Source organism: Pantoea sp. JKS000250, from assembly GCF_003201065.1.
In the GTDB taxonomy this organism is placed as follows: Bacteria; Pseudomonadota; Gammaproteobacteria; order Enterobacterales; family Enterobacteriaceae; genus Pantoea; species Pantoea vagans.
Window position 1 is genome coordinate 487,222 of sequence record NZ_QICZ01000002.1, and the last position, 13,595, is coordinate 500,816.

Genomic DNA, 13,595 nt, shown 5'->3' on the forward strand with positions numbered 1-13,595 from the left:
CTCCGGAACGCCTCACCGTGCGGTACGCGAGGACTTAAGGGGTGTTATCGCCATCGGGTGGCGGTGTTCCACTGATTTTTGGCACACACTCATGGCGAAACCACTTCAGCGTCACCGGCTGACGGCGAAGCAGACGTTTAGCCAGCGGAATGACCTGTTCACCTACCAGCATGCTGAACAGCCCCACCAGAGCAATAATCGGCGGAGCCGGAGAGTTAACGTTAATCAGCGCATAGATTACCCCGGCAAGCAGGCCCACCGTGAGAGAAATAATGTAGGATTTCAACATGTTCAGCTTATCCGCAACGGGTGTGTTTCAGGCTGATCGCTGAGCGACTGCAGGACGGTCGCATGCGCCGCAGGTATCATCGCCTGCACCAGCGCCCCGCCCAGTAACATTCCCAGCAGGCCCACCAGCGCAATCGCAGGCGGAGCGGGTGAACGGACTTTAAGCAGGCCGTACAGCACGCCAATCAGCACCCCTGCCGCCAGGGAAAGAAGTAAAGGATTCATGACCGGACTCCTGTGATGCCCGTCTGATGACCGGCAGCGCGTGCCGATCAGCAGAGCGACCCTTAGCGGACCGGCGCGTGAACCGGAGCCAGAGTACGGTGTTCACTTTTCTGACGTGATGGCGCTTTATGCACCATGGTGTAGGCATAATCCACACCAATGCCATAGGCACCTGAATGCTCTTTGGCAATATTCATCACCGCATCGTAGGTATCACGGTTGGCCCAGTCACGCTGCCACTCCAGCATCACCTGCTGCCAGGTCACCGGCACCACTCCCGCCTGGATCATGCGCTGCATCGCGTAGTCGTGCGCTTCTTTGGTGGTACCGCCTGACGCGTCGGCCACCATATAGATTTCGTAGTCGCCTTCCAGCATCGCACACAGGGCAAAGCTGTTGTTACAAACCTCTGTCCAGAGTCCCGACACCACCACTTTTTTCCTGCCGTTCGCCGCCAGGGCATCACGCACTTTCTGGTCATCCCAGGAGTTCATCGAGCTGCGCTCCAAAATGTCCTGACCAGGGAAGACATCCAGCAGCTCCGGATAGGTATGACCGGAGAAGCTTTCGGTTTCGACCGTAGTAATGATGGTCGGGATATTGAAGACTTTTGCCGCCTTCGCCAGCGCAACGGTATTATTTTTCAACACCTGACGGTCAATCGACTGCACGCCAAAGGCCATCTGCGGCTGCTGGTCGATGAAGATAATCTGGCTGTTATGTGGCGTGAGGACTTCAAGCTTTGCGTTGGACATGCGTTCACCCATAGAGGTTAAGTAACGGAATTTCCGCCAACCGGCGCGGAGCAAAAAGACGGTCAGGGCAGGTTTGTTGTCCTGCTGCTGGCTGTCTGGTCGCAGTGTAGGGCGACGTGCCACGGCAAACTATTATCTCTGCGTATAACTATACGAAGGTATAGGTATCCCTCTGTATAACTAGACGATCCCTCAGCCCGCTCACCATAATCCGGCTTATTCGTGCCCTGCTTATTGCGGCACTTCCTGTCCCGCGCTGAGTCGGGCAACCCCGTTGAGGAGGATCTATGATTACGCTGGGTAAAGCTGAACTGATACTGACCCATGGCAAATTTCACACTGTTGACCGCAGCAATCCGGTCGCAGAAGCCGTGGCAATTCGTGATGGCAAATTTGTTGCGGTCGGCACGCTGGCAGAGGCGATGGAGTATCACTGTGACGGCACCAAAGTGATCGATCTTAAAGGCCACACCGCCGTACCGGGCCTGAACGATTCACACCTGCATCTGATCCGCGGCGGGCTGAACTACAACCTTGAACTGCGCTGGGAAGGTGTACCGTCAGTGGCCGATGCGCTGCGGATGCTGAAAGCACAGGCGCTGCGTACTCCATCACCGCAGTGGGTACGTGTCGTCGGTGGCTGGACCGAGTTCCAGTTTGCCGAGCGCCGGATGCCGACGCTGGATGAGATCAACGAAGCGGCCCCTGACACGCCGGTTTTCCTGCTGCACCTTTATGACCGCGCCCTGCTCAACCGCGCCGCACTGAAAGTGGTTGGCTATACCAAAGAGACGCCGAACCCGCCGGGTGGTGAAATCCAGCGCGACAGTAACGGCAATCCAACCGGCCTTCTGATCGCCCGTCCCAATGCGATGATCCTCTACGCCACCCTGGCGAAAGGCCCGAAGTTGCCGCTGGAACAGCAGATCAACTCCACCCGCCAGTTTATGCATGAGCTGAACCGTCTGGGCCTGACCAGCGCGATTGACGCCGGCGGCGGCTTCCAGAACTATCCCGAAGATTATGAAGTGATCGCTGAGCTGCATCAGAAAAAACAGATGACGCTGCGTATCGCCTACAACCTCTTCACGCAGCGTCCGGGGCATGAACTGGAAGATTTTGAGAAGTGGACGGACATGCTGACGCCAGGCCAGGGCAGCGACTATTTCCGTCACAACGGCGCAGGTGAAATGCTGGTCTTCTCGGCGGCTGACTTCGAAGATTTCCTGGAGCCGCGTCCCGACCTGGCACCCGGTATGGAAGATGAGCTGGAACGCGTAGTACGTCATCTGGTGGAGCATCGCTGGCCATTCCGCCTGCATGCGACCTATGACGAGTCGATCAGCCGGATGCTGGATGTCTTCGAGAAGGTCAACCGCGATATTCCGTTTAATGGCCTGCACTGGTTCTTTGACCACGCGGAAACGGTTACTCAGCGCAATATCGATCGTATTAAAGAGCTGGGCGGTGGCATTGCGGTGCAGCACCGCATGGCGTTTCAGGGGGAATACTTTGCTGAGCGCTACGGCATCGAAGCCACCCGCCACACGCCGCCGGTGCAGAAAATGCTGGAGACCGGCGTTCCGGTCGGCCTTGGCACCGATGCGACCCGCGTCGCCAGCTACAACCCCTGGACCGCACTCTACTGGCTGGTTTCCGGTCGCACCGTGGGCGGCATGCAGATGTATGACGTCAGCGCCCGCCCTGACCGCGAAACGGCGCTGATGCTCTGGACCCAGGGCAGCGCCTGGTTCTCCAGTGAACAGGGTAAAAAAGGCCAGATAAAAATCGGGCAACTGGCGGATCTGGCCGTGCTGAGCAAGGACTTCTTCAGCGTGCCGGAAGAAGAAATCAAAGGCATTGAGTCGGTGCTGACAGTGGTGGATGGCAATATTGTCTATGCCGCTGGTTCGTTCAGCGCGGATGCACCGCCCGCGATTCCGGTCCTGCCTGAGTGGTCGCCAGTGGTAAACGTGCCGGGTCACTATCGCAGCGCCCCGCCGGTTGCGCAGAGCCGGGCAGGCATGATGCCCGCCGTCCACCACTGCAGCGGTCCGTGTGGGGTTCATCAACACTCGCATGAGATTGCGCGGGGTTCCAGCGTGCCGGTCGCCGAAGATAACGCCTTTTGGGGCGCGCTCGGCTGCAGCTGCTTCGCGTTTTAATCATGAATAGCGCTATTGCTCTTTCGCCCCGCACCAACGCGGGGCTGTTCTTCCTGCGCCTGACCGGCAGCCTGCTGCTGTTACAGGTGCATGGGTTGCCGAAAATTCTCCATTTCAGCGAAGAACTGACGCGAATCGAAGATCCCTTCGGGCTGGGACCGATGATGAGCCTGCTGCCGGCGATCGTGGCGGAAGTCATATGCCCGATTTTTATTATCATCGGCTGTGGAACCCGGATTGCCTGCCTGCCGATCATCGCGGTGCTGCTGGTGGCGATGCTGGTGGTTCACCCTGGCTGGTCACTGGCTGAAGGCCAGTTCGGCTGGCTGCTGCTGATTATCTTTACCACGCTGGCGCTGACCGGGCCTGGCGGCTGGCGCATCGGCGCGACAAAACCTCAGGGGAGACGTTATGGCACAGGTTAATGATATCCACCAGATCGATCAGGAACCGCCTGAGACGACTTCAGGTGAGGTTTCACCGCTACAGCCACTGCGACAGCCGGTGTTCCGCATGCTGTGGATCGCCACCGTGGTCTCCAATATCGGCTCCTGGATGAACGATGTGGGCGTGAACTGGAGCATGCTGACGCTGAGTGCCGACCCGCTGGCCGTGGCGCTGGTACAGGCAGCCAGCAGTCTGCCGATGTTTCTGTTCGCGCTGCCCTCGGGCGTGATGGCGGATATCGTTGACCGCCGCAAATATCTGCTGTTTTCCCAGCTCTGGACCTTTATCGCCGCGGCCGGGCTGACGGTGCTGGCCTGGACCGGCCATGTGACACCTGAGGTGCTGCTGGGCGCAGCTTTTTTGCTGAGCGCGGGTGCCGCCATGAGTTCACCGCCCTTCCAGGCGATCGTGCCGGATCTGGTGACTAAACCGGAGCTGGGGGCCGCCATTGCGCTTAACTCGCTCGGCATTAATATCAGTCGCGCCATCGGTCCGGCGCTGGGCGGTCTGATCCTCTCATTCACCGGTCCCTGGATGGTCTTCCTGCTCAATGCGTTGTCTGTGCTGGGCGTCGCCTGGGTGCTCTGGCGCTGGAAAGCAGAGCCGAGCGTGCAGCGCCTCCCGCCGGAGCATTTCTTCCCGGCGGTGCGTGCCGGTCTGCGCTACGTGCATGCGGCACCGGTTCTGCGTAACGTGCTGGTGCGGACCTTCGCGTTCTTCCTGTCTGGCAGCGCAGGCTGGGCTTTACTGCCGCTGGTGGCGCGTCGAGAGCTCGGCCTTAGCCCTGGTGGCTACGGCATCATGCTGGCCTGCATCGGTGTCGGCGCGATTACCGGTGCAGTACTGCTGCCGCGTCTGCGTCGTCGCCTGAGCTCCGATCGCCTGATGGTGCTCGCCAGTCTGATCTTTGCCCTGACTATGCTGGCGCTGGCTTTTGTGCGGCACTTCTGGCTGCTGAATGCATTCGAGTTCTTTACCGGCTTCGCCTGGATAGCGGTGCTCTCAACGCTGAATCTCGGCGCACAGCGCAGCGCGGCGAAATGGGTAAAAGCGCGTGCGCTGGCGGTTTATCTGACGGTCTTCTTTGGCTCTATGACCGCAGGCAGCGCACTCTGGGGACAGCTCGCGTCGCACTTCAGCATTCCGCTGTCGCTCTGTATCGCGGCGCTGGGTATGGTGCTGGCCAGCAGCACCGTCTGGCGCTGGCGACTCGATCAGGATCCCGATCTTAATCTCGACATGATCGGTGACGGCGTCAATGCACCTGCGCTGGATATTCGTCACGAACGCGGGCCGGTTATGGTGAATTACGAATACCGGATTACTATTGATGATGCACACGCTTTTACCGTCTGCATGCAGGATATGCGACGGGTCAGACGCCGCGGTGGCGCCATCAACTGGTCACTTTATGAAGATATCCTGCAGCCCGGCATTTTCGTTGAGACGTTTGTGGTCGGCTCCTGGGTCGAGCATCTGCGTCAGAAAGAGCGCTACACTATCAACGACAAAAAAATAGAGCGGCGGGTTTTCGCTTTTCATCAGGGCGAGTGCTCACCCGAGGTTCGCTATCTGGTGGCGCCAGTGTGACTGGCGTAACACCAACTTTTTATCCATCACGTCATACAGAGGGCAATACCATGAGCACCTTTAAAACGACCGACGGCACACAAATCTACTTCAAGGACTGGGGCACCGGTAAACCTGTGTTGTTCAGCCACGGCTGGCCGCTGGATGCCGATATGTGGGACAGCCAGATGAAATTCCTGGCTGATAACGGCTATCGGGTTATTGCATTTGACCGTCGTGGCTTTGGTCGCTCCGATCAGCCCTGGATCGGTAACGACTACGATACCTTCGCCTCGGATATTAATGACCTGATCACCCATCTTGACCTGCAAAACGTGACGCTGGTGGGCTTCTCCATGGGTGGCGGCGACGTTACGCGCTACATCGGCAGTTACGGCAGTGATCGCGTCGCGGCGCTGGTGCTGCTGGGTGCCGTTACGCCCATCTTTGGCAAAACGGCAGACTACCCGCAGGGTGTCGATATGTCGGTATTCGAGGGAATTCGTGAGGGTCTGCTCAAAGATCGTGCGCAGTTTATCAAAGAGTTCGCCACCCCGTTTTATGGCACCAACGCCGGACAGACCGTTTCAGATGGCGTGATGACGCAGACGCTGAACATCGCGCTGCTGGCCTCGCTAAAAAGTACCGTGGACTGCGTTACCGCGTTTGCGGAAACCGATTTCCGTGCTGACGTCGCGAAAGTGAATGTGCCGACGCTGGTGATTCATGGCAGTAACGACCAGATCGTGCCGTTTGAATCCACCGGCAAAGTGGCGGCGGAGATGATTGAGGGTGCTGAACTTAAGGTCTATGACAATGCGCCGCATGGTTTCGCGGTAACGCATCAGGATCAGCTGAATCAGGATCTGCTGGCGTTTCTTAACGCGCAGTGATGAAAAAAAACTGCGCGGTGAAAGCCGCGCAGTTTTCATTTTAACGTGTTGGATGATTCACTTCATTCGGACGCAGATCGAATAACAGCACTTCTGCCCCGTCACCGTGACTGAACGACAGCGTTTTCTCATCACGGACCCGCGCGCCGTCTCCGGCATTAAACTGCAGGCCATTGACCCGGACACTGCCCCGCGCCACATGAATATAGGCGTAGCGATCGTCCGGCAGCGTGATCGTCTGCTGCTCATCGCCCTGGAACAGTCCCGCGTAGATGCGAATATCCTGACGCACCCGCAATGCCCCGTTTTCACCCTCTGGCGAAATGATCAGTCGCAGATTACCGCGTTTATCCGCTTCGCTGACGGAGACCTGCTGGTAACCTGGCGGCGTGTTCTTCTCAGCAGGCACCACCCAGATTTGCAAGAAATGCACGCCCTCAGTACCTGAGTGGTTGAACTCACTGTGGGTCACACCACTGCCCGCACTCATCAGTTGCACATCGCCGGGAACAATCACCGAGCCGGTACCCATTGAGTCTTTGTGCTCCAGCGCGCCTTCCAGCACATAAGAGATGATCTCCATATTGCTGTGCGGATGCGCACCGAAACCACGTCCTTTAGCGACACGATCATCATTGATCACCAGCAGATCGGAGAAGCCCGCCTGTTTTGGGTCCCAGTAGTTTGCAAAAGAGAAGGTGTGACGTGAATTCAGCCAACCGTGATCGCCCACGCCACGTTGCTCTGACAATCTTTGCTCAATCATATTCTGCCCCTTCGTTGATTCGGGAAGTGCGAATGCCCTTCGATGGAAACAGCATATAAGTAAACCAGATGGTCACACAATGGCGTTAAAAAGCAATCACTGTCGCCTTTTAGTGGACAATAGAGGCGTGGTTTAACGGGGGGAAATCTGACGGGTCACGCTTTCAGCTGCTACCCCGCACCACCAGCTCACCCGGCATGATCACGCATTGTGAAGGCGCATCGGGACACATGATTTTCTGCAACACCAATTCACAGGCCCGACGGCCTATCTCCTTTGAGGGCTGTGCCAGCGTTGTCAGTGGCGGTGAGACCATTTCAGCCAGTTCGCTGCCGTCAAACCCCACCACGGCGATATCATCGGGTATCCGTAACCCCGCCTGCTGAATCGCCGTCATGGCACCAGCGGCAAGCGTATCAGACACGGCAAACACCGCGTCAGGAACGGTTTCGTCCGCCAGCAGTTGCTCCATCGCCGCTTTACCCGCGCTGAAGCTTAATTCGCTGGCACAGGCAATCGCCTGCCAGGTCAGGTGCTGTTCTTTGAGCTGGCGGATGTAGCCCTGCTGACGCAGACGGGCATATCGGTAGCGGAGGTCGTGATTGATTAATGCGATGCGCTGACGTCCCCGCGCCGCAAGGAACTGCACCACTGACTGCGCAGCGACATCATCGTCAATACCGACGCAGGAGACCTGGCCGGTGTCATCATGTTCGGCACACTGAACCCAGGGGGCCGCGCCTATCAGCTGACTCAGCTCCGGCAGCTTGCTGAAGGCATCCATTGTAATGATGCCATCCACCATTTTGCCGGAGAGCAGTTGCAGGCTGGAGCGTGAGCGTTCTATCTCCGCGCCCGAGTTGCACAGCAGGATGCGATAACCATTTTTCTCGGCGTGCGCCTCTATGCCTTTAACCACCTCGGCGCAGAACGGGTTAGAGATATCTGAAACCAGCACCAGAATCATCGAGCTGCGCGCCGTGCGCAGCTGACGAGCCAGCAGGTTGGGCTGATATTGGCTTTCTTCGATAGCCGCGAGCACCTTCTGACGATTAGCCGGTTTTACGCTGTCGCTGTTATTCAGCACCCTGGAAACCGTGGCAACTGAAACACCCGCCATCCGGGCGATTTTCTGAACAGACATAGCGATCCCTCTGGTTTAATGCGTGAAAGCTGACTCACCGCTCATCCGCTGAATCCATACCGCCATTTCAGGCGTTGCGATCCAGACCCAGCTGGTGGCGTACCGATGGGGCGTTCTCTGCTAACGCAAAATCATCAAACGCGCGGTCAGCCACGGGAATAATATGGCGACGGATAAACGCTGCACCTTCACGCGCCCCGGTTTCGCCCTCCTTCAGGCAGCACTCCCACTCCAGTACCGCCCAGCCGTCATAGTCATACTGCGCCAGCTTGCTGAAGATACCCTTGAAGTCGATCTGCCCGTCGCCCGGCGAGCGAAAGCGTCCGGCACGGGCCAGCCAGGGCTGATAACCGCCATAGACGCCGCTGCGCCCGTTAAGCTGATATTCAGCATCCTTAACGTGAAAGGCTTTGATACGCGAATGGTAGAGGTCGATGAACTGCAGATAGTCGATGTGTTGCAGCAGCAGATGGCTGGGGTCATACAGAATGTTGCAGCGCGGATGATGATTCACCTCCGTCAGAAAACGCTCAAACGTGACGCCGTCATGCAGGTCTTCGCCGGGATGAATCTCATAGCAGAGGTCAACGCCGTGATGCTCAAACACATCCAGCACCGGCAGCCAGCGCCGGGCCAGCTCGGTGAATGCCTCGTCGAACAGCGCTTCATGGTGCGGCGGCCAGGGGTAGAACCAGGGCCACGCAAGCGAGCCGGAAAACGTCGCGTGTGCGCGCAGACCGAGTTTTTCCGAGGCCGCCGCCGCACGCTTCAGCGTGGCGATAGCCCAGTCGGTGCGCCGGGCGGGATCGCCACGCAGTGTTGCTGGCGCAAAATTATCAAATGCGAGGTCGTATACCGGGTTCACCGCCACCAGCTGCCCTTCAAGATGGGTAGACAGCTCGCTGATCTCCAGTCCGAAACCGGCCAGCATTCCCCGGACATCATCGCAATACGTCTGGCTGACCGCTGCTTTTTCAAGGTCGAAAATAGCGGGCTGGTGACAGGGGATCTGCAGCGCCCGATATCCCAGCGCGGCGGCCCACTCCGCCAGACCCGCCAGCGAATTAAACGGCGGCTGCGAGGTGATAAACTGCGACAGGAAGATGCCCGGTCCCTTAACTGTTTTCATCAGTAGCTCCTGTTTTTCGCTACCGCCTAATCACGGTATTTAAACGAGAAGAAGAAGATAATCGCAATCAGCGCAGCGGCAACCGCAGGGATCCACCAGAAGATTGCCCAGCTCTGCGCGCTGGCGTGACCTGCCACCAGATGGTTGTAGAGTGCGCCGGAGATTTGCGACCCCAGCAGCATGCCTATGCCGTAGGTGAACATCACCACCATGCTCTGCGCCTGCCCTTTTACCTTTTCACCGGCAATCCGATCGGTGTAAATAAATCCCACCACGAAGAAAAAGTCATAGCAGACGCCATGCAGCAGAATGCCGAGGTAAATCAGCGTGCGCGTCTCATCACTCATGCCCAGTGCGAACAGGGCATAGCGGACAAACCACGCCGTCATCCCAATCAGCAGCATGTACTTCACACCCAGGCGACGAAACAGCAGCGGGATGATCAGCATGAAGGCAATTTCAGACATCTGGCCCAGCGACATCAGCGTGCTGACTTCGCGGATACCGGCATCCGCCAGCCAGGAGGCAGTAAACGCGTAGTAGGTGCCGAGCGGAATGGAGATCAGGGTGGCGCACAGCGCAAAGACCATGAAATGACGCAGCCGCAGCAAGGCGAAGGCGTCGGCGCAGAAGAGATCGCGGACTTTTAACGGTAAACCTTTAGCCGGTGCCGGGGTGTGAGGCAGCGTCAGGCTATAAATGGCCAGCAGGACCGAACAGAGTGCCGCCAGCTGGAACACCACGACGCTGTCCGCAATGCCGGTCACGCCGATAAAGATCCCCGCGACGATCCAGCCGATGGTGCCGAAGACCCTGACAATAGGGAAACTCTTCTCACTGCTGGCGAGACTGTGAAAGGCGATGTTATTCGAGAGCGCCAGCGTCGGCATAAAGCAGAGCGTATAGCCAAATAACAGGGCGATTAGCAACGCGCCGTTCTCTGCGATCAGTGCCTGCGGCACGAACCAGAGAATCGCTGCACCCGCCAGATTCATCACGGCCATCACTTTCTGCGAGGGAAAGAAGCGGTCCACCAGCATACCGAGCACAAACGGCGAGAGAATTGACGCAATAGGCCCGGCTGAAAACGCATCCCCAATCAGCAACGGCATATTGTGACGGGTCATCACCAGCCCCAGCGTTACCGACCAGCTGCCCCAGATAAAGAACTGCATAAACATCATCAGAGAGAGGCGCGGCACCAGCAGCTTATGCTGCACCCGCTGACCTGCACTCACCTGCACCGTTGCAATCATGAGAACCTCACGAATAAGTAATCGATTGCTTTCAGCCGGATTTAAAAGTAATCGATTACAAGCATTTATTCTTTCGCCGCGATCACAAACTGGTAACAGTACGTTATCATCTTTTCATTATTCAGCATTGTGATGTGACATCTGCTCAGGTCGTGATATCCGCTAACCGCGATTTACGAAAATGGTAGCGCTCATAAAGCACTGAATAGAGGCCGCCGCACACCACCAGAACCGCACCGATGACCGTAGTGGTAGTCGGCAGATTACCCAGTAACAGATAGCCCACCGCGACAGACCAGATCAGCGTGGTGTAATCGAACGGCGCCAGCAACGAGGCTTCAGCGTACCGCAGGCTCAGGGTCATCAGAATCTGCGTGATTCCGCCCAGCAGCCCGCAGCCTATCAGTAGCGCTACCTGATTACCGTGCGGCACTTTCCAGCCGCCCGGCAGCGTGATCAGCGACGTTAACGCTGTGGTGACGGCGAACCAGAAGGCGATGGCACCCGGCTTCTCTTTGCCGTTAAGAAACCGAATCTGGACCAGTGCGCAGGCGGTACAGAAAGCTGCCATCAGCGCCAGCAGAATGCCCGCCGACGCGGAGAGCGAGAATGACGCCGACTGCGTCAGCGAAAGATGCCCGGAAAACATCACCAGAATGCCGCTGAAACCGGTAAAGACCGCCACCCAGCGATGGTGCCGCACTTTTTCACGCAGCAGCAGTGCCGCCAGCAGCACGGTAAACAGCGGCGCAGCATAGTTAATCGCGGTGGCGTCGGTCAGTGAGATGTAGAGTAGTGACAGATAGCTGAAATAGAGGCCGCCGGTTCCGGCAAGGCCGCGCACAAAATGCCCACGAACATTACGGGTGCGAATACCCTCCAGCACGCTGCCCTGGAAACGCAGCCAGATAAGCAGCGGGACCAGTGCCAGCACAGAGCGGAAAAAGATCACTTCGCCGACCGGGATTGCGCCATCCAGTCCTTTTACACAGGCCAGCATCAGCGTGGAGCTCAACGCAGCTGTGATCTTCATCGCTATGCCAGCGGACGCGTTCATAAGGTTTTTAATCTCAGTAGGGAAAATAAGCTGTAAAATCAGCAGACTCAGACAACATACTGGCACAATGCTGTGCAGCAATCTGCCGTGATTGCGCCGCAGACGGCAGATTATCTTTTTTTGCCGCCGCATCACGGCATGAAGAGGCATGTGGGTCCGTGTTCGTGCTGGTAGACTTCTGCGCTCTGCCCTGTTTTTATGGGCCGCTTCTCATATGGAACGGGAGTTCATGATGTCCACGCTGCGTTTACTGTTATCGGAATCCAGTGATCCCTGGTTTAACCTGGCGGTCGAAGAGTGCATTTTCCGGCAGATGCCCGCCACCCAGCGGGTGCTGTTCCTGTGGCGGAATGCGGAAACGGTGGTCATTGGGCGGGCGCAGAATCCGTGGAAAGAGTGCAACACCCGGCGCATGGCGGAAGATGGCATCCGTCTGGCGCGTCGCAGCAGCGGCGGTGGCGCGGTGTTTCACGACCTCGGCAACTGTTGTTTTACCTTTATGGCCGGCAAGCCGGAGTACGATAAAAGCGTTTCAACTGCTATTATCCTGCGCGCACTGAACGCGCTGGGTGTTCCGGCGGAAGCATCCGGCCGTAACGATTTAGTGGTGAACACCGCTGACGGACTGCGCAAAATCTCCGGGTCTGCGTATCGTGAAACACCCGATCGCGGTTTTCATCACGGCACTATTTTGATGGATGCCGATCTTTCCCGGCTGGCAGATTACCTTAATCCTGATGTGAAGAAACTGCAGGCCAAAGGGATTACGTCAGTGCGCGCCAGGGTCGCCAATCTGACGGAGTTAACGCCGGGTATCAGCTATCAGGCGATCTGCTCCGCGGTAACGGACGCATTTTTTGAACATTTCGGCGAGCAGTGTGAGCCGGAGATGATCTCTCCCGATGCCCTGCCCGACCTGCCTGGATTCACTGAGCAGTTCGCAAAGCAGAGTAGCTGGGACTGGAATTTCGGTCAGGCACCTGACTTCTCACATCTGCTGGACCAGCGTTTCGTCTGGGGCGGTGTGGAGATTCACTTCGATGTCGAACGCGGCGTGATCAGCCGTTGTCAGATTTTCAGCGACAGTCTCAATCCCGCGCCACTCGAAGCGCTGGCCCAGCGAATGCAGAACGTCACTTACCGGCCTGATGCACTGGAGCACGTGCTGAGTCAGCTGGTTGCCGATTTCCCGGCACAGCAGGCGGAGCTGACAGAATTGCAGCAGTGGCTGATCGCAAGCTTAAGATGAACAGGCTCAGTCTGAGACTGGCCCGCGCGAAACGCTGTCGCGGACGAAGACATCGCGCATATATTCAGCCAGGCATAAACGCAAAAAACCCGCACAAGGCGGGTTTTATTATTATCAATTCAGGCTTATCTGCTCAGGCTATTGCCGTCATCGCGATTGTAAGCGTCATTGATAACAGAGGCTTACATAGGAACTACGTTTGCCGCTGAAGGACCTTTAGCGCCGTTTTCAATAGTGAATTCGACCTGCTGGCCTTCGTCCAGAGTTTTATAATCGTTGCTCTGGATTGCAGAGAAATGTACGAATACATCTTTGCTGCCGTCCTGAGGAGAGATAAAACCGAAGCCTTTACCCGCGTCAAACCATTTTACTAAACCAGTCATTTTATTAGACATCGATATTTCCTTAATTTATGAGCCACAAGTGGCGAAGATGGCCTGTCTTCCAGAAGGTTACTTACCAGGATTTTAGGAGGAGACTCATGAAGAAGGGGTATCTTGAGATATCGCTTGCACTGAGGACTGCTTTACTAAAACTGCTTTGATAAGGTCTGTGTTCCAAACCGAGGTCGCTATTAAGTCATGCCTGAGCGACTTAAGCAAACATTATTTTAATTTAATTTTAACATCCAGACGTCCGGAGCGCCCTGATT

At 56.9% G+C, this 13,595-nt stretch carries 14 protein-coding genes; 5 read left to right on the forward strand and 9 right to left on the reverse strand.

The window, feature by feature from the left end:
• Window positions 1-34: 34 nt before the first annotated feature.
• The 3 genes from BY447_RS22140 to BY447_RS22150 form a co-directional block, all read right to left on the reverse strand.
• The gene (locus tag BY447_RS22140) at window positions 35-289 is read right to left on the reverse strand and encodes a XapX domain-containing protein (protein WP_110332257.1); all 255 of its coding nucleotides are present in this window, start codon (window positions 287-289) and stop codon (window positions 35-37) included.
• A gap of 2 nt (window positions 290-291) precedes the next feature.
• Complete coding sequence (locus tag BY447_RS22145) at window positions 292-513, reverse strand: DUF1427 family protein (RefSeq protein WP_095707777.1); 222 nt, start codon at window positions 511-513, stop codon at window positions 292-294.
• A gap of 62 nt (window positions 514-575) precedes the next feature.
• Window positions 576-1,268 carry a hydrolase gene (locus BY447_RS22150; protein ID WP_013196231.1) on the reverse strand — a complete coding sequence of 231 codons (693 nt, stop codon included), beginning with the start codon at window positions 1,266-1,268 and terminating at the stop codon, window positions 576-578.
• A 287-nt stretch (window positions 1,269-1,555) separates the two neighbouring features.
• On the opposite strand from BY447_RS22150, the gene BY447_RS22155 reads away from it, so the two are divergent.
• From BY447_RS22155 to BY447_RS22170, 4 genes are read left to right on the forward strand one after another with little or no spacing between them, the layout of a single operon-like run.
• Window positions 1,556-3,433 (forward strand): amidohydrolase, encoded by a 1,878-nt coding sequence (locus BY447_RS22155; RefSeq protein ID WP_110332258.1) that lies wholly within the window; start codon window positions 1,556-1,558, stop codon window positions 3,431-3,433.
• Between the two features lie 2 nt (window positions 3,434-3,435).
• The gene (locus BY447_RS22160) at window positions 3,436-3,858 is read left to right on the forward strand and encodes a DoxX family protein (protein ID WP_110332259.1); all 423 of its coding nucleotides are present in this window, start codon (window positions 3,436-3,438) and stop codon (window positions 3,856-3,858) included.
• On the forward strand, window positions 3,845-5,470 hold the full coding sequence (locus BY447_RS22165; RefSeq protein ID WP_110332260.1) for an MFS transporter: 1,626 nt from the start codon (window positions 3,845-3,847) through the stop codon (window positions 5,468-5,470). Before BY447_RS22160 ends, BY447_RS22165 begins: the two co-directional genes overlap by 14 nt.
• A 50-nt stretch (window positions 5,471-5,520) precedes the next feature.
• Window positions 5,521-6,342, forward strand: coding sequence for an alpha/beta fold hydrolase (locus BY447_RS22170; RefSeq protein WP_033785059.1), 822 nt, complete (start codon window positions 5,521-5,523; stop codon window positions 6,340-6,342).
• Between the two features lie 40 nt (window positions 6,343-6,382).
• Here the strand turns inward: BY447_RS22170 and BY447_RS22175 are convergent, their stop codons facing one another.
• The 5 genes from BY447_RS22175 to BY447_RS22195 form a co-directional block, all read right to left on the reverse strand.
• Window positions 6,383-7,108, reverse strand: a complete 726-nt coding sequence (locus BY447_RS22175) for a pirin family protein (protein ID WP_110332261.1) — start codon at window positions 7,106-7,108, stop codon at window positions 6,383-6,385.
• A gap of 163 nt (window positions 7,109-7,271) precedes the next feature.
• Window positions 7,272-8,252 carry a LacI family DNA-binding transcriptional regulator gene (locus BY447_RS22180; RefSeq protein WP_110332262.1) on the reverse strand — a complete coding sequence of 327 codons (981 nt, stop codon included), beginning with the start codon at window positions 8,250-8,252 and terminating at the stop codon, window positions 7,272-7,274.
• A 67-nt stretch (window positions 8,253-8,319) separates the two neighbouring features.
• A complete protein-coding gene (locus BY447_RS22185; RefSeq protein ID WP_110332263.1) occupies window positions 8,320-9,381 on the reverse strand; it encodes a sugar phosphate isomerase/epimerase family protein in 1,062 nt (353 codons plus the stop codon).
• A gap of 26 nt (window positions 9,382-9,407) precedes the next feature.
• The gene (locus BY447_RS22190) at window positions 9,408-10,637 is read right to left on the reverse strand and encodes an MFS transporter (RefSeq protein ID WP_107320374.1); all 1,230 of its coding nucleotides are present in this window, start codon (window positions 10,635-10,637) and stop codon (window positions 9,408-9,410) included.
• Between the two features lie 145 nt (window positions 10,638-10,782).
• Window positions 10,783-11,694: a DMT family transporter gene (locus BY447_RS22195; protein ID WP_110332295.1), complete on the reverse strand. Its 912-nt coding sequence runs from the start codon at window positions 11,692-11,694 to the stop codon at window positions 10,783-10,785.
• Window positions 11,695-11,926: 232 nt separating this feature from the next.
• On the opposite strand from BY447_RS22195, the gene BY447_RS22200 reads away from it, so the two are divergent.
• Window positions 11,927-12,943 carry a lipoate--protein ligase A gene (locus BY447_RS22200; RefSeq protein ID WP_110332296.1) on the forward strand — a complete coding sequence of 339 codons (1,017 nt, stop codon included), beginning with the start codon at window positions 11,927-11,929 and terminating at the stop codon, window positions 12,941-12,943.
• A 182-nt stretch (window positions 12,944-13,125) separates the two neighbouring features.
• On the opposite strand, the gene cspA is transcribed toward BY447_RS22200, so the two are convergent.
• A complete protein-coding gene (gene cspA, locus BY447_RS22205) occupies window positions 13,126-13,338 on the reverse strand; it encodes an RNA chaperone/antiterminator CspA (protein WP_003855207.1) in 213 nt (70 codons plus the stop codon).
• Between the last annotated feature and the right edge of the window lie 257 nt (window positions 13,339-13,595).